General features: G+C 60.6%; 14 protein-coding genes. 10 read left to right on the forward strand and 4 right to left on the reverse strand.

The window, feature by feature from the left end:
• A partial coding sequence (locus tag VGG64_29715) for a LexA family transcriptional regulator (GenBank protein ID HEY1603817.1) occupies positions 1 to 192 on the forward strand: 192 nt, incomplete at its 5' end.
• An 86-nt stretch (positions 193 to 278) separates the two neighbouring features.
• Positions 279 to 935, forward strand: a complete 657-nt coding sequence (locus tag VGG64_29720; GenBank protein ID HEY1603818.1) for a hypothetical protein — start codon at positions 279 to 281, stop codon at positions 933 to 935.
• Positions 936 to 1,008: 73 nt separating this feature from the next.
• Here the strand turns inward: VGG64_29720 and VGG64_29725 are convergent, their stop codons facing one another.
• From VGG64_29725 to VGG64_29735, 3 genes are read right to left on the reverse strand one after another with little or no spacing between them, the layout of a single operon-like run.
• On the reverse strand, positions 1,009 to 2,088 hold the full coding sequence (locus VGG64_29725; protein HEY1603819.1) for an Mrp/NBP35 family ATP-binding protein: 1,080 nt from the start codon (positions 2,086 to 2,088) through the stop codon (positions 1,009 to 1,011).
• Between the two features lie 52 nt (positions 2,089 to 2,140).
• Positions 2,141 to 2,635 (reverse strand): hypothetical protein, encoded by a 495-nt coding sequence (locus VGG64_29730; protein HEY1603820.1) that lies wholly within the window; start codon positions 2,633 to 2,635, stop codon positions 2,141 to 2,143.
• A 32-nt stretch (positions 2,636 to 2,667) separates the two neighbouring features.
• The gene (locus tag VGG64_29735; GenBank protein ID HEY1603821.1) at positions 2,668 to 4,149 is read right to left on the reverse strand and encodes an MFS transporter; all 1,482 of its coding nucleotides are present in this window, start codon (positions 4,147 to 4,149) and stop codon (positions 2,668 to 2,670) included.
• A 548-nt stretch (positions 4,150 to 4,697) separates the two neighbouring features.
• Here VGG64_29735 and VGG64_29740 point away from each other — a divergent pair.
• From VGG64_29740 to VGG64_29760, 5 genes are all read left to right on the forward strand, one after another.
• Complete coding sequence (locus VGG64_29740) at positions 4,698 to 5,996, forward strand: glycosyltransferase family 39 protein (protein ID HEY1603822.1); 1,299 nt, start codon at positions 4,698 to 4,700, stop codon at positions 5,994 to 5,996.
• Between the two features lie 136 nt (positions 5,997 to 6,132).
• Positions 6,133 to 9,267: an AsmA-like C-terminal region-containing protein gene (locus tag VGG64_29745; protein HEY1603823.1), complete on the forward strand. Its 3,135-nt coding sequence runs from the start codon at positions 6,133 to 6,135 to the stop codon at positions 9,265 to 9,267.
• A gap of 43 nt (positions 9,268 to 9,310) precedes the next feature.
• Positions 9,311 to 9,622 (forward strand): hypothetical protein, encoded by a 312-nt coding sequence (locus tag VGG64_29750; GenBank protein HEY1603824.1) that lies wholly within the window; start codon positions 9,311 to 9,313, stop codon positions 9,620 to 9,622.
• Positions 9,623 to 9,842: 220 nt separating this feature from the next.
• The gene (locus tag VGG64_29755; GenBank protein ID HEY1603825.1) at positions 9,843 to 10,106 is read left to right on the forward strand and encodes a hypothetical protein; all 264 of its coding nucleotides are present in this window, start codon (positions 9,843 to 9,845) and stop codon (positions 10,104 to 10,106) included.
• 103 nt (positions 10,107 to 10,209) lie between these two features.
• Positions 10,210 to 11,043: a metal-dependent hydrolase gene (locus VGG64_29760; GenBank protein ID HEY1603826.1), complete on the forward strand. Its 834-nt coding sequence runs from the start codon at positions 10,210 to 10,212 to the stop codon at positions 11,041 to 11,043.
• 66 nt (positions 11,044 to 11,109) lie between these two features.
• Here VGG64_29760 and VGG64_29765 read toward each other — a convergent pair whose 3' ends face one another.
• A complete protein-coding gene (locus tag VGG64_29765; GenBank protein HEY1603827.1) occupies positions 11,110 to 12,582 on the reverse strand; it encodes a nucleotide pyrophosphatase/phosphodiesterase family protein in 1,473 nt (490 codons plus the stop codon).
• 371 nt (positions 12,583 to 12,953) lie between these two features.
• Here VGG64_29765 and VGG64_29770 point away from each other — a divergent pair, with 371 nt between their 5' ends.
• The 3 genes from VGG64_29770 to VGG64_29780 form a co-directional block, all read left to right on the forward strand.
• Positions 12,954 to 13,301 carry a hypothetical protein gene (locus tag VGG64_29770; GenBank protein HEY1603828.1) on the forward strand — a complete coding sequence of 116 codons (348 nt, stop codon included), beginning with the start codon at positions 12,954 to 12,956 and terminating at the stop codon, positions 13,299 to 13,301.
• A gap of 412 nt (positions 13,302 to 13,713) precedes the next feature.
• Positions 13,714 to 15,849, forward strand: a complete 2,136-nt coding sequence (locus VGG64_29775) for a tetratricopeptide repeat protein (protein ID HEY1603829.1) — start codon at positions 13,714 to 13,716, stop codon at positions 15,847 to 15,849.
• Positions 15,850 to 16,231: 382 nt separating this feature from the next.
• The coding region (locus VGG64_29780; GenBank protein ID HEY1603830.1) for a hypothetical protein at positions 16,232 to 16,968 on the forward strand (737 nt) is incomplete at its 3' end.

Here is a 16,968-nt window from a genome sequence, read left to right on the forward strand (position 1 = left end):
TGTCCGCCCGAAGACGTGGGCGGTATGTGGGGCTACGCCGACTTCCTGGACGCCATCCGGGATCCTAGCCACGAAAACCACAAGGACATGCTGACATGGGTCGGGCGACGCTTCGACCCAGAGAAATTCAGCGCTACCGCAGCCACCAAAGAAATGCGCCGTGGACTACCCGACTGGCGCGACTACGCCTGACAACGCCGCGGTCTCCTGCCCACCGCGACAGCGGTTTAGTTCAACGGCCACTTGCCATCACACATTTGGTAGCCAGGAGTCCGAGCATGTATCGCGGCACGCGGATTGCAAAGGCCCTCGTCTACGCCAGTTTGCTGGTTCTGCTGGCCAGTTCCACCAGGTGGGCCGCGGCCTATGACGTCACTCCGACCGGCGAACGATTGTCGCACTATCTGGACGGGCTCGACGTCGAGCATCATTGGCTGCCGGGCGAGCGCATTAGCTGGCGCAGCGGCGATCCAAGTCCCAAGGGAGGCACATCCTCAACCCATTGCAGCGCATTTGTCGCGGCAGCCTGCGCCGGCGCCAATGTCTATATCCTGCGCCCGCCCGAGCATAAGCAAACACTATTGGCGAATGCGCAATACGAGTGGCTGGCCGACAAGGGACGCGAACAAGGTTGGCAGCGCGTGGCGTCAGCGACCGAGGCCCAGCAGCGTGCTAACCGCGGCGAACTCGTCGTGGCTACCTACCGCAACCCAGACGCCAAAAAGCCGGGCCACATCGTGATTGTCCGCCCCAGCCGTAAATCGAGCGCGACGATCGCTGCCGAAGGTCCAGATATCATTCAGGCTGGCGGCCACAATCGCAATCGGGCGCCCCTGGTCGACGGTTTCCGCAGCCATCCGAGCGCTTGGCGCAACGGCGAGATCGCATACTACGCGCATATGGTGGAGGACGGCGCGATCGCCACTGAGAACTGATGCCGGCGACGCGAACAAAGGACTATCGCATCGCATTCGAGGTTCATGGCGGCTTCAACGCTTCAGAAGGCCCTTACCCAAGCACCGACAGACTCGGCAACGGTGGTTGCTCGCGGCGGGCAGCAACCAGGTTCTTCACCAGGTTGTAATACAGCGCCTTGAGATAGGGGGCCGTGGTCTCGTCCGAGAAGTTGCCGGCGATGCGTCCCTCGTCGCCGCGGACGCGGATTTGGATGTTGATCGGTACTTCGCCCAAAAATGGCATGTCCAACTCAACGGCTTTTTTCTTCGCGCCCCCGGAGCCAAAGATCTCGTAACGCTTGCCGTTATCGGGGCAGATAAAGTAGCTCATGTTCTCGACCATGCCCAGAATGGGGATGTTCACTTTGCGGAACATGGCGACGGCCTTGACGGCGTCTAGCAGGGCCACATCCTGCGGCGTGCAAACCACGACGGCGCCCGACAGCGGCAACAATTGCGACAGCGTCAGTGCGATATCCCCCGTACCTGGCGGCATATCGATGATCAGGTAATCGAGATCGCCCCAGGCCGTATCGCGGAGGAACTGGCTGATCGCGCCGTGCAGCATCGGTCCGCGCCACACGACCGCTTCGCCGGCCGGTACGACAAAGCCCATCGACATGACCTTCATACTGTCGACGACGATGGGCTGGATCTTTTGGTCGACGATGTCGGGACGATGGTTGACGCCGATTAGGTGCGGAATGCTGGGACCATAGACGTCGGCGTCCATTAATCCGACCTTGGCGCCGGCTTTGTTCAATCCATACGCGATCGAAGCGGCGATCGTACTTTTGCCGACGCCCCCTTTTCCGGAGCCCACGGCGATCACGCTCTTGGCGGCCAGACCAATCTCGCCGATGCGTTCGGCGGGCCTTTCGTGAATTGCCAAATTGACCGTTACGTCGGTCAGGCCTGGCAAGGCCCGCCGCACGACGGTGGCACATTCCTGGCGACAGTCTTCCCATAGCGGGGCAGCGAAGGTGGTCAACGCGAGCGTCAAGGTCGCGCGGTTGCCGTCGACGCGCACGTCATGTACCTGGCCCATTTCGGTGACCGGGCGGCCGGACTCGGGATCCTGTAAACGTCCTAGCGCCTCGGTGACCTCGGCGACGGTAAGCTGTTCCGGCATGATTTCTCCAGGAATCGACAAACATCGAAGGCCGAACTGGCGGATGGCACGACTACCAAGGTAGCGTGGCCCAGATTTGTTCGGCAGTCCCTAATTCGGGCGTCGCCCAACTTTCCCAGTGTCGGCGGGCCAGGATGACAAAGTCGTCCAAGCGAGACGGCGAGATGACGAAGTGGGCGGCCCCCAGTTCCCGAGCCAGCCATTCGTAATCGGCCGATTCCGAACCGGCCAGGACGACGATGACTGCCTTGGGAAACCGCTCCCAGATCGTGTGAACCAGAGCCAGGGCCTGATCACAGTGAGCCCGGTCCAATTCCACAGCCACGATCGCCAGCCGCACCGTAGCCAGCGCCAGGCAGCATTCTTCGGGCGAGCGAGTCTCAACAAGCCGGTAGTCCCATCGTGGCAAGGGAGCATTGTCGGGCGTGGTAGCGGCGGCTGTCGGTTGCACCCTATTGCCCGTCGCCGCACGGTCCGCCGCTAGCCGCAACGGTAGAGCCCAACGGCCGGATCGCTCGCAGACAATCAACGTGCGTGGGGATTCCATAGTCGGCCTCTCGGCGCACACACGTCGTACCCTTACGCCTGATCGGCGCGTGAATCGACGTAGATGGCTTCTTTGGCGCTGGGACTATGACCGGTTTCGACCTCTTTGCCGCCGGGACCGATCTCGACCAGCTTGTAGCCGCCGATCGCACGGAAGTAAATCAGCAGGATCAGATAGCCCAACGCCATGGTGGCAGGTATGCCGGCTGTGATCTTCAACGCCATCTGGCCGCCGTAATCGGTCGCCTCCTTAACGTCGAGCGCCGCGGGGCTGCCGCCAGGCAGCTCGGCTACTTTGGTCCCATCGAGTCCTGCCACCGCCGGGAAGAACAAGAAGTGGTTCACTTCGTTCGACTTTACTTCCTCGTAGACCGTGGGATTCATCTCTTGCAACTTGGCAGTCGCATTGACGTCTTGGGTATAGCCGATGCCGGGACCGCCCAGCAAACCTGCCGACAACATGCCGATGCCCCCCATGGCTCCCATCGTCAGGGCGCCCCCTTTCGGAAAGCGTTCGCCCACGACTCCCAGCATCGTCGGCCAGAGAAAAGTCTTGCCAACGCCATAAACTGTTGCGGCCACTAGAATGCCTGCTCCCGAGGCCGCTCCTAGCATGCTGCCCATCATGTATAGACCCGTGCAGCCCAAAACGGCACTGACAAAGAGCAGGCCCAGCGGATTGATGCGCTCGACGATCGGGCCGGCAAAAAATCGCAGCACGAACATCAAGCCCGCGGTGTACACCAGCAGCAACACACTGTTGCGAATGTATCCTCCCATGATGTTTGTGATCCAACTGTCGGTTCCCAGTTCGACGTAGCCGACCAGGCCGTGCAGGACCAGCAAAAAGAGCAACACCGGCGCAGCGAACTCAGCCAGCATGTCACCGAACTTGACACCGGCGGCGCGCGCTTCGGAAATCGGAAATTTCTCACGGATCGTGATCATCCCGTACCACAAGGTCGGTATGAGAAAGAACATCATGGGAATTTCCCAGCGCAATGGCGTGATCACGCACTTCTCACCTACGAAAAAGAAGGCCAATAGCCCGCCCAGGATCAGGCCGCCCGGCCAGCCGGCGTGCAAGATGTTTAGATAGTGCGTCTTTTGTTTGGGATAGAGCGTAGCGACGAGCGGATTGATCGCGGCTTCGCACATGCCATTAGCCAATGAAAACATGAACATGCCCACATACAGGCACCAATAGGTCGCATCCTTGCCAGACATTTCAAAGACAAACGTCGCGGCCAACGTCACGACGGCCGAGGAGACGTGCAGCAGAAAAGCGCCGATCAAGAGCGCCTTATAACCAACGCGATCGGCAAACAGGCTGAAGCCGATGATGGTGAAGGCCATGCCGGTGAGACCACCGCCAGTGATGGTGCCCAGTTCGGTCTTGGTGAAACCAAAGATGCGGCTCCACTCGCCTAGCACATCGCCGCGCACGGCAAAACCCATCCCCGCCGCAATCAGGGTCAAAAAACTGGCCCAGAAGATCTTGCCGTTCGACTGCATTGCCTAAGTCTCCAACAAATAATTTCGATACGTTCCCAATGAGACCGAGCCTGGACTACGGTCGAACCCGAACCGCAAACCCCGCCTTGCCTGGCCCACTCGGTTCCCGCCTGTCACGCTCGTAGCTTTTACAGCCACACCGCGCAGCGTTGCATGCATACCAACAGCACTGCGCAGGCACGCACCAGGTTCTGCCAGAAGGAGCGACGCGGTCGAGGCGGGGGCGGACACAAATTAGGGACTTTGGAGTATAACGGCTGGCCTCGCTAAGTAAATGAAATCGACAACAGGTCTTCCGTCGCTGGGCCAACATCCAGCGGCAATGCCGTAATCAACGGAATATGTTCCCAGCCGGCGGCCGAATAAATGGCATTCCTGCCGTAGATAGCGGCGCGGGCAAAACGGTCCGCGGCGCGGTCGCTAGCACTGCTGTATTTTCACGACTTTGCAGGGGGTACCAAGCTGCCTTGCCCCCCTCTGACAAACGCCGTAACATGGCCCGCCTTTCTGGGTTGAGGATGGCTTGTCCCATCGCGCGAGCCGTAAGCGTGAACACCCCCGACAAACTTTTTCGCAGCCCGTTGCTGTGGCTGCTCGTCGCCGCGCTAGCGGTACGTCTCTTGGGTGGCATCTGGTGGCAAGCTCGACTACCTGCCGATCGGCGATTTGCCTTCGGCGATAGCGATAGTTATTGGACACTGGCCGGCGCGATCGCGCGCGGCGACCCGTACGAGTTCGGCTCACCACCGGCCAAAGTCTTTCGCACGCCCGGTTACCCGTTGGTGTTGGCCGGACTTTTTCTCGCCTACGGCGCCGAACCCCCTGTGGCAGCCGCGCGCCTGTTGAATGCCGTGCTGGGAACGTGCGCCGTGGCAGGCGTGTATGGTCTGGCCGTACGGCTCTTCGATCGTCGGACGGCGCTCATTGCTGCGGGCATCATCGCCTTTTATCCCGGCGCCATCGGCATTAGCGTATTCGTTCTCAGCGAAGCGGCCTTCTGTCCCCTGCTCATCGCGCAACTAATCATCGCCACGGCAGCCTGGCAAAGCGCAAGCGCAAAGGGAGCCCTGGCGCTGGCGATTGGGGCCGGCTGTTTGGCGGGTGCCGCTACACTGGTTCGCCCAAGCTGGCTGCTGTTTGCACCCGTGTCGCTGATCGTTGGCTTACTCTCGGGACGCAATCTTGGCAGGCATGTCGCTCTGGGATCAACCGCGCTCGTCGGTTTGGCCGTGGTTATGGCGCCATGGTGGATTCGCAACTATCAGGTCACTGGCCATTTCATTCCCACGACGCTCCAAGTGGGCGCCAGTTTGTACGACGGACTGAACCCGCGGGCCACAGGCGCGAGCGACATGTCGTTCGTCCCCGAGTTCGCAGCTGACGAAGCGCGGGAACCGGGCGATGACGAGACTTTGGAATACCGGCTCGATCGTCGACTGCAAACTGCCTCGCTGGCCTGGTCCGAAACGCATCCCGGTCGTGTTTTGCAATTGGCAGCAATCAAGGGGCTGCGGCTATGGAATGTTTGGCCTAACGAGCCCGAGTTTCGCAGTTGGCCTCTGCGCCTCGCAGTATTCGCCACATATGTCCCGGTATTTTTGCTGGCCATCGTCGGCGTATGGCGTTTCACGCCGAGCGGTTGGCCTTACGCGTTGTGCTGGCTGCCGGCAGCCTACTTCACACTGCTGCACATGATTTTCGTTAGTTCGATTCGCTATCGCGATCCGGCCATGCTGCCGCTGGCCGTGCTGGCCGCCGGAACATTGGTATATCGTCAGGCACGCGTCGTAGAACAGGCAGCCAAGTCGGGAGGAACGGCGCCGCGGATTCGCGCGGCGGAGAGTTGACGGGCATGCGAGCGGGCGAGTCCGTTAGGAATGCATGTGATCAATGACCATTCGAACGTGAGCAAGGAAGCTCCAGATTCTCAAGCCGACCATCAACTTCTGTTGGTTCTTCTTCAAATGGGGAGTGGTAGCCGCCGTGATCGGCGCGCTGGCCACGGTGCCCTATTTTTATCGTCGGCTGGACGAAACGGTGCGCCGCAAGGTTGAGACGATCTTTGCAACTCATTATCAAGGCCTGCACGTCACTGTGCATTCCGCGTCGCTAACCAGCGGAGGCATTCAGGTACGAGGCGTGTCGATTGTCGATCCCCAGGCAGCAGGTCCGCACGCCGAACTGGCATACCTTGACGAACTGTTTCTGTCGTGCAAAACCGATCTGGCCACGCTGCTGCAGGCGACGCCGCAAATCGAGGAGGTCGTCTCGCGCCGCCCAACAATTCGCGCGACGCGCCGGCCCGATGGGTCATGGAGCACAAGCCGGTTGTTTCCTCTCCCCAAGCTTGGCGATCAGCCGCCTGTCATAGTGATTGAGGGGGCCACGCTGGAACTGTTCGACCCCTTGGGCGAAACGCCGAGGGCCTTTACGGTACGCGACGGTTATTTCAACGTGTCGCCGCACAACGGCCCGGTGCCGCCCGGCGGCCGCGCCCCGTTCAACGTGACGGGTTATTTCGCGGCCGAAAGCATCCGACGGGTCGAGCTGGCGGGCAACTTCAATCCCGCGGGGGGCGCCTGGGAATTTAGCGGACTTGTCGATAGCCTCGAGGTCACGCCCGAACTGGTTCGCAATCTGCCCTGCGAGTGTCCTCAGGGATTAAACTTGCTGGAGACGCTGCGAGGCCAGGTCCACGGCAAGTTCGCCGTGCGGTACGACGCAGCCGCGCCGACCCCTTGGAACTATTCGGTCACCGGCCAGCTCAATCGCGGACGTCTCGACGATTCTCGCCTGCCGCACGCGCTGACCGAGCTTCGCACAGACTTCAAGGCTGACTCGAACGGGTTCGCCATCGAAAATCTGACAGCCAACAGTGGACCCGCCACGATCGAGCTGGCCATGCGCCGCGAGGGTTTTGGCGAAAGCGCGCCGCTGACGGTTGTCGCCAAAGCCAAGCAGCTCAGGCTCGATCGACAGTTGTCGGCGATTTTGCCCGCCTCGTGGCAGGATTTATGGCAGCAGTCTTTGCCCGGCGGTGAAATCGACTTGGATGCGAAGCTTCACTTCGACGGTATCGCCTGGACGCCCGACGTAGCGATAGCGTGCCACGACGTCGCCCTCACGTATCCAAAATTCCCCTATCGCCTCGAGCACGGCACGGGCCAGATCACACTACGGAATAACGTCCTCTCGATCGAGGAAATGACGGCTTACAGTGGCGGCGAGCAAATTCGCCTGCGCGGGGAAATCCACCAACCCGGCGAAGGATGGACGGGCTTCTTTACTGTCGACACCCGAAATCTGGCCGTGGACCAAAAGCTGATCGTCGCGCTTCCGGAAAAGCCCCGCGCGATTGTGGAATCGCTCCACCCACGCGGATCGATCGGTTTGTTCGTGCATTACTGGCGCCAGGCCGGCGCGCCGGTACACAATCGCTTGTCGATCAGCCTCAACGGCTGCGACCTGCGCTACGACAAATTTCCGTATCCCTTGCATAATGTGCGCGGCAACGTCGAGGCGAACGATCAATTCTGGACATTTCAGGACCTGCGAGGGACAAACGATACAGGGCTGGTTCGTTGCCAGGGGGACATGAAGCCCGGCCCGGACGGCGACGTGCTCATTCTGCACTTCGCTGGCCAGAACGTACCGCTCGAGGAAGAGCTGCGCGACGCGTTGCGCCCCTCGGCGCGGCAACTGTGGAATGAAATCAATCCCACGGGCGCGGTCGACTTGCACGTCGATGTCGAGCATCGCACAACTTGGACCGACCCCAGCATTCGCGTCAACGCCACGCCTGTAAAGGACATTGTGGCCATTCAGCCGCGCTATTTTCCTTACCGGTTGGAAAAGCTCAGCGGCGAGTTCGACTACGAAAACGGCCGCGTCGCACTCAGGCGCCTCGCGGCCGAGCACGGTCCCAACACGCGCATGACCGCTCCGCGCGGCAGCTGCGAAGTCGACGCCTCCGGCGGCTGGCACCTGCGTATCGAGAACCTGCATTGCGGCCGGCTCACGTTGGATCGCGATCTTGTGCAGGCGCTGCCAGCGCGTTTGAAAAAAGTCCTCACGGAAATGCAGCTGTCGGGTCCCATGTCGGTAAGGGGACAATTCGACTTGGGAAGCGGTGGCCGTCAAGGGGAACCGCTAAGGGCCTCCTGGGATCTCGGCGTCGATTTGCAACAGGTGCGGCTGGCCTATGGCGTGCCCTTGGAGAACATTAATGGCCAACTGCTATTGGCAGGCGAATTCGACGGACAGCAGCTCCATTCGCGGGGGGAATTGAATCTCGACTCACTCACCTGCAAGGATTTTCAATTCACCGAATTGCGCGGGCCATTGTGGATCGACGACGCCCGCCTGCTATTGGGCGGCACTGTCGCGCCTCCTCCGGGCCAACAGCCGCGAACGATTACGATGCGCTGCTGTGGCGGATCGGTCCAGACAGACGGCTGGGTCTCGTTCGGGCCGGGATCGCAATACAACTTCGACACGGTCGTCGTTCAGGCGCAGTTGGCGCGGGCCGCGCAAGAAGTTCTAGCCGGGCGACAAAAACTTAGCGGCGATTTGTCCGCGCGAGCCAACTTTCACGGTCAAGGCTCCAACTCGGCACTGCTGGCAGGCAGTGGGCACGTCGAACTTCGTAATGCCGATATTTATCAGTTGCCGGCCATGGTTTCGCTGCTGAAGATTCTCAGCATGCGCGTGCCGGATACGCATGCCTTCTCCAAAAGCGATATCGACTTCAAACTCGAAGGAGGCCATGTCTATTTCGACCGTCTCAATTTTAGCGGTGACGCGATCAGCCTCCGCGGTACGGGCGAGATGGGTCTCGACAAGAATTTGCAGCTGATGTTCTATACCGTTGTCGGGCGCGATCAGTGGCGTGTGCCCCTGGTGAGCGAGGTGCTAGGTGGCGCCAGCCAGCAGCTCATGGCTATTTACGTCGAGGGGCCTATCAATCATCCCGAAGTTCACAAACAAGCCCTGCCTGCCGTCAACGAGGCGCTGCAAGAGATACAGAACGAATTGCAAAATATGGGCGCGCCGGCGGCAGCAACGTCGGCGGGCAATCCACCGCCGAATGGTCGTAGCGCGCCACTGCAACGACGTTAACGCTTCCAGAACAGCGGCCGGACCGAAGAATCGGCATTCACGTATGAGCATAGGACCGACGTCGCCTATCCTTGATGCGACCGGCACGCTCGCGCAGCCCAAAGCTGCCGAAGTCGCGCGCGCCCAGCAGGAGTCCTCGAGCCACGCGCGGCAGATCGACAGTCATGCTCGATCCGAGGCCGCCGCCGGCATTGCAGCCCCGGACGACGAGATCAGCGTCACCGATGAACGCGATTCGGACGGCCGCCGCCCGTGGGAAGCTCCCGCGCCGAAGGACAAGGGGGCGAGTGCATCGCCTCCGGCTCCAGTCGCCGGAAAGAAGGACCTCGGCGGTGCGCTGGATCTGACGGCTTAACAGCGCCAATAGGCTCCCTGACCGGGATATATGGCGCCAACTGCTCGTCTATGCCCGGCCCTGCGGATCGGATGGCTTGATTTCCCTCCCCCGGGCGTCAAAACTTCAAATAGGGCCGCCCCTGCGGTGCGTAGCTGGCGGGTGTCCCTTTTGTCTGGGCAGGACGACGCCCCCCACGAGCCAACACCAACCGTAACACGTCCGATGCAAAGATAAGAACATGTCGAACCCCGCGTCATCGCAGGCCGTGCTGGATCGCGAATTCCTCGAGGTCCGCGCCCGCGTGTTGGAAATCGCCGCCGCGCTCGACCGCTTGGATCGGGCCGATGGGCCGATCGCGGCCGATGCCCGCGTAACCGGCATCAATAAGGCTCTCGATGTCCTGCGCACGGCTCATAGCAACCGCGCCGAGCAAGTGCAGCTGATCTTCTCCCGCTCCTATGACCAGCGGTGGCGGACGGCGTTGGGAGTAATAGAGCGATAACCAAACAAACGCATTACAACTCTTAACCACCCGCAGCGCTGTCGATAAATCGTGGCGCCACGCCTGCGTAGCCCAGTGAGAACCGCACAGAGATCTCTAGTTCATGTATTATATCGATCCGCATATTCACATGGTCTCGCGCGTCACCGACGACTACGAGACCTTGGCCAAGATGGGGTGCGTGGCCGTTAGCGAGCCCGCGTTCTGGGCCGGCTTCGACCGCGGCAGCGTGGATGGCTTTCGCGATTATTTCCGGCAACTGACCGAGTTCGAGCGCAAGCGGGCCGGTTGGTATCGCATACAGCATTTCACCTGGCTGTGCATCAACGCCAAAGAGGCCGAGAATGTCAGCCTGTCGCGCGAAGTGATCGCCATGATCCCCGAGTTCCTGGACCGGCCGGGCGTGCTGGGCATCGGCGAAATCGGGCTGAACAAGAACACCCGCAACGAGTCGATTATCTTCCTCGAACATTTGGACCTGGCCGCCAGGACCAACGAGCAGATTCTGATTCACACGCCGCACCTGGAAGATAAGTACCAGGGTACGCGGATGATCCTCGACATGCTCTGCGACGATCGCCGGCTGGATCACAGCCGCGTGCTGGTTGATCACGTCGAGGAGCACACGATTCGCCCCGTGCTGGAAGCGGGCTTTTGGGCCGGTATGACGCTCTATCCCGTCAGCAAGTGTACGCCGCAGCGAGCCGTCGACATGATCGAGATCTACGGACCTGAGCGACTGCTGGTTAATTCCGCAGGCGATTGGGGCCCGTCGAAGCCGACGGCCGTACCCGACTTCATTATGGCGATGCGGATGCGCGGCCATCCAGAATCGCTCATCCGACGAATCGTATACGAGAATCCGCTGGAATTCTTCGGCCAAAGCCGCGGATTTCAATTCACCCCTCCTGAACTGCCGGAAGCGGCGGAGTTGTAAGCAGCAATTCGCGGCGCCGTGGCTCTGCTGAATCGCCGTCGTCGGCGCAGCTCTCTGGCTGCCGCGTCACACTCCAAACTGCCGCAGCACCAGGTCACACACATCGGTGTCGGCCAGCACGCGCCCGATTAGTACTCCGGGCTGCGAAGAGACGATCACGCCGCGTTGCGCATCCTCGCGCGCTGGCGCCCCGTGCGAACCGCGCACCAGCGTGGCATCGAGCGGGATGCCGGGCGCCGGGCGCATGCCCCCTTTTCCGGCCGGCGGGCCTGACGGAGCGCCGCTCAGCGCTGGCCCCGCCCCCTGACCTTGGCCCGGTTTAGAGTGGGATTCCTGGCCGCCTTCTTTGGCCTTGGCAGCCATCGCCGCCATGGCTTGCAATGTGGCCTTGTCGAAGAACAACTCCACCGGGTCATAGCCCGGCTTGCGATGAATATCCACGGTGCGCGCAAACGCAGGCGCTCGGGCATCATCGAGCCAATAGTAATAGGCCTGCCAACTATTCGGCGTCGAGACCAACACGACATCTCCGGCACGCTCGTGATTCAATCCGTAGCTGGCCTGGCCTTCGGCGAGCAACACCTCGGCGACACCCTCCTGACCCTGGAAAAGTTCGGCCACCTGCCGAATCGTCGCCGGATCGCGGTCGCGCACAAAGATGTGCGAAAACTGATGATCGACCATTGCCCAAGCTTTGCTGTGGGTCAGATCGAGATGCTCGCCGTCGTCGCGCGCATCAACTGTTAGCAAGCCCGCCTGTCGTAGCACGCGATTGGGATATGTCACGTGATCGACCGGCACAATGGCGTATTCGCTGGCCACCAGCCACAGCGGCTCTGGCAGGCCATAAGCTTTGCGAAATTCCGTCAACAACCGGCCCAAGACTTCGTCGAGCGCCGCGACTGCGGCCGCGGCCTCAGGGCTATCGGGCCCGTTCTTTTGCGCCGCGTAGTCCAAATGCGGCAAGTAAATGTAGAAAAAGTCGGGGCGCCAGGCGCGGGCGGCGTGGATGGCCGAATCAACGATCCAGGCGCTCGACTTGATATTGGCTATCGGCCCCCAAAAATGTTGCAACGGAAAATGTCCTAGTGTGTCGCGCAGCTCGCCATACAGCTCAGTGGGCTTGGTGTAGCACCACAGCGACTCGCTGCCGTCAGGGTTGTGGATGGGCGCTGGCGTGCAAATGTAGTCGGCGCCGCACCCCTTGCTGTGCAGCGGAAACCAAACAGCCGAGGTGATGCTGGCGTCATGGTCGTGCAGTTGGTCCCAGATCTGCGGCTTCAAAATGCACTCGTTCCAGGCCGTCCACATCTCGATTTCTACTTTGTCGCGCCAATAGAAACCGTTGGCGACCACGCCATGCTCGTTGGCCAGCGATCCCGTGGTCATGGCCGCCTGCACCGGACATGTCACGCAAGGAAAACTTGGCGCAAGCGCTGCCTGCTCTCCGGACGCCGCCAAGCGCGCGAGATTCGGCATGGCACCGATATCCTGCGCCCGTAATCCAGGAATCGACAGCAGCACAACTTGATCGCGCATGATCATGGTCTCAGCCAGGTGACGTATTGCAGAGTACTTGCGTCCAGGCGCGGGCGAAACTGCTAGCATCGCCGCGCTCGACTGCGTGCGGCAGCATCATCCTCGATGCCAGCACGCGCCGGCGATTATTGCCGAAATCTGGGGCGTGTGGGAGAGCCGCGCACGACTTTGTCGATTGGCGCGATCATTCCGACACGATGATTAGGATTTCGCGACAGAGGAAAACCTTGTACGCCTTACAGGTCACCGATAAACTACCTTTCACCAGAATCAAACCTCGCATGCCTCTCCGTCGTACTGTCCGTACCGGACGAGACATCACACGCACACCACGCCGCCGGTAAAGGCGGTCCTGCACCGGAGAAAACCAAATGAGAGCGACCTTGGCCGCCTTGGCTGTCGTACTGTTGGGCGCGGCGTCCGCCGTTGCCGGCACGTATCGCATCGACGCACTGCAATCGACCTTGCCGATCAACTATCCCGTTTACGCGCCGGTTTCGCAGGTGCCCATGATGGTGCAAGCGCCGATCATGGCGCCCGCGCCAGTGATCGCGCCCGCTCCGGTCGTCGTACAAAGCCCCATTATGATGCCTGCCCCGGTCATCGCCCCGGCGCCTGTAGTGAGCTACTACGCACCAGCCCCGGTGTACTACGCTCCGGTTCGTGCCCGCACGATCATTCGCCCCTGGGGCGCTCGCACCGTCTATCGTTACTGGTAAGCGGATGGCGGCAAATTAAATGAAGCCTCGCGGGGCGCACTTTGCTGTGCGCCCCGTTTTTTTGCGCTTTGCGTGCTACTCGCGGTGCGGCCTCGGATGAGATTTCCCTGTTTTTGGTTCGGATTTACGGTGCTCACGCGGTTATTTGGAATCTATGGATGATGGTGTTTCATGGCCCGCCCGGCACAACCCTGTGAAAGGGCCGTTGCTCGCTTCTGGCCGTCCGAACCTACGTGAACGACTTTGCAAATGACGGTGCGACCGTGGAATGCCCTGAACGCATCCAGTAGCATGAAGTACATTCGCGGCCGACGACCGGCCCGTTCCGGTTTCTTAAAACTCATGGCCAGTGTCTTTTCGGACAGCGTCCGACAGGGCAAGAGCGTTTCGCGGTCCGACTAGTCTCGCCACCATGAAACATGGCAAACAGGATTCGATGCCTCGCGCAGCGAATGTCCGATTGCGAGCCCTCGGCCCAGTGAAGTACGCTCCCTCTGGTGCGCGCGACCTGCTCTTAGCGGTCGTAATGTTCGGCGTGGTATTCGCGGTCTACGGCGGCTCGCTCGATGCGCCGTTCATTTTCGACGATAACGCCACAATCGTGCACAACCGCTCGATCGAGCGGTTGTGGCCCTTGCTTCGTACCGCGGGGCGAAATGGCCCCTTAAATCCCTCGGCCGAGACTCCCGTGCACGGTCGGCCTGCGGTCAATCTGTCGCTGGCGGTGAACTATTGGTTCGGCAAGCTAAATCCCCGCGGCTATCGCCTGATTAACATCGGGCTGCATGCGATGTCAGCGATTTTGCTGTGGCTGATCGTGCGACGAACCCTGCAACTTGATTTTTTTCAGGACAAGTTCGCTCATTTGACAGGTTCGTTGTCTTTCGCCTGCGCGGTGATGTGGGCACTGCATCCGCTGAACACGGAATCGGTCGTGTACGTGACGCAGCGGACTGAGCTTATGATGGGTTTCTTTTATCTGGCCACGATCTACTCCTGCCTGCGCTATTGGGAAGCCGAGCTTCTTGTCAAACGGCGCACCTGGATGATGGCGGCTGTCGCGGCCGACCTGCTCGGAATGCTCAGTAAAGAGTCGATGGCCACGGCGCCTTTGATGGTGCTGCTCTACGATCGCACTTTCATCAGAGGATCGATCTGGCGCGCCTGGCGCGAGTCCTGGCCATTGTACGTAGGATTGACGCTGACTTGGATCGTGCCGGTGGTGCTCAACTTGTCTGGATCGCGGACACCAATGGTGGGCTTCGGTCTGGGTGTCAGTGCGTGGGAGTGGTGGCTCACGCAAGCAAAAGTGCTGTTTATATACTTGAAGCTAGCGATTTGGCCTTGGCCGTTGCTGATACATTACGAGATGCCCTATCTGCAGACGATCTCACAAGCGTGGCCGTGGGTCGTTGGCGCCGCGCTGCAAGCCGCTGTCACAATGTTGTTGCTATGGCGGCGATTTGCCGTGGGCTTCGCGAGTGCGTGGTTGCTGGTTGCGCTGTCGCCGACGATCGTGATCCCGCTCGTCTCTAGCGTGGCTGCCGAGCGGCGCATGTACGTGCCGCTGATGGCAATCGTGTGCGTCGCCGTCGCCGGGGGATATATCCTTTTGGCACCTTGCCTGATGTTTCTATCCAGTCGCCGGCAAGGGCCGTCGACTTGGCGCGTCGGGAATGTCACCGTCGCGGCCGCGCTGTCTGTGGCAACTTTTTTTGGCTTGGTCAGCGTTCGTCGGTTGGCGATGTACGGGGATGAATTAACTCTCTGGTTGGATGCCGAAAAATACGAGCCGGACAGCCTTATGGTGCAAACCAGCATCGGGACCGCCCTCGACAACGCCGGTCGACACGAGGAAGCCTTGGCTCGGTTCGAAAAATTGACTCGTGAGCATCCCGACGAGTTTCTGCCTCACTACAATTTGGCCCGCTTACTCGAGAGTGCACATCGACTGCCAGAGGCCCAAGAGCACGCCGCGAGTGTGGTGCGACTGAGGCCGGACTTTGGCGGCGGTCACTACAGTCTGGGCCGTCTCTTGGAACGTGCAGGCGAAACTCAGCGCGCGCAACAGGAATACGAAGAGGCGTTGCGCCGGTATCCAGATTTTCCTATGGCGCATTATGCTCTGGGATGCTTGCTCGAAAAGGAAGGTGATACGCCCGCCGCGCAATTGCACTTCGAGGAAGCGATAAGTTTGTATCCACAGTTTCCTTCCGCGCATCGCAGCCTGGCGCTGCTGTTGAGCCGTAACAGCCAGGTGCAGCAGGCGATCCCACATTTCGAGCAGGTTCTACGCCTAGCCCGCAGCGCCGACGCCTATGCCAATTTGGCCAGAGCTTACGCGGACGCGCAACGACCGACCGAAGCAATCGCTACCGCGCAAGCCGCCGTTGACTCGGCACGCCTAGGTGGGCGGATCGACGAAGCTCAGCGCATCCAGCAGTGGCTGACCACGTACCGCCAGGCATTGGCCGCAGCGCAGGGGAAGGCCGTAAAGGTTTCCGGCGCCGGGCAGTCCCAGCCGTCGACTGGCTCCGCCACGCCTTAGCGGCCTACGCACAGGGCGCAAACCGCAATCAGCATTGCCGATTAAGATTTCCGATCAAAGACCTGCCCGTATGGACTACGTTCGAGGCTCGTGCCCGCACGATCATTCCCCATAGAGTGCGCACGGTCCATTGCTACTGGTAAACCGGGTCCAGTCGACATAGGCTAGTTCGCGCGGCCACCGGCCCGCGTCGCAAACGTGGCAACCTGCCGCGCGCGAGAACCTTTGCCCGAGGACCGTGACAGGTTGCATGAAACGTCGTACTCACGCGGCGCCGCCACTGTCAACCGACCGGCGCGCAACTGTTTCTATCGGCAGCGCAATCTCTCCTGGCATCGCATGGCGATGGGGAGGGGCGTTTGCGCTTGCGCTTACAATATGGATGACCTATCGCGGGGTGCTGTCGGCGCCGTTCATTTTCGACGACACACTGACCATCGTCGGCAACGTTTCTCTGCGCAGCTTGTGGCCGCTGCTAAGTTTTTCGGGGGGCTACAGCCCGCTGCAAGCTCCGCCTGAGACCGCCGTTTACGGCCGGCCGGTGGTGAATCTATCGCTGGCCCTAAATCACCATTTCAGCGGACTCGATCCGCGCGGGTTTCGCCTCACCAATGTCGTGTTGCAGGTATTGGTCGCCCTGGTGCTGGCGGCCATCGTTCGCCGCACGCTGCGACTCGATTTTTTCAAAAGCCGATTCGTCAGCGCCGCCGATCCACTGGCACTGGCCGCGGCGCTATTGTGGGCTTTGCATCCACTTAATACCGAATGCGTGGCCTACATCACACAACGCTGCGAAGTAATGATGGGGCTGTACTATTTGCTGACCCTTTACCTGAGCCAGCTGTATTGGTCGAGTCCGGACAGACGCGCCCGCGCAGTATGGCTAAGTCTGGCGATCGTGGTTTGCCAACTCGGCATGTTCAGCAAGGAATCGATGGCCTCGGTTCCGGCGATGGTTCTGCTCTACGAACGAACGTTCTTAGCGGGTTCATTCCGTCGCGCGCTTGGCAGCTCATGGCCGTTGTACGTAGCTTTGGCGCTCACCTGGTTGCCGCTCGCTGCATTCAATCTCCATGGGCCGCGTACACCGGTCGCAGGTTTTGGACTGGGTGTGAGTGG

The sequence above is a fragment of the Pirellulales bacterium genome (genome assembly GCA_036490175.1).
GTDB lineage: Bacteria > Planctomycetota > Planctomycetia > Pirellulales > JACPPG01 > JACPPG01.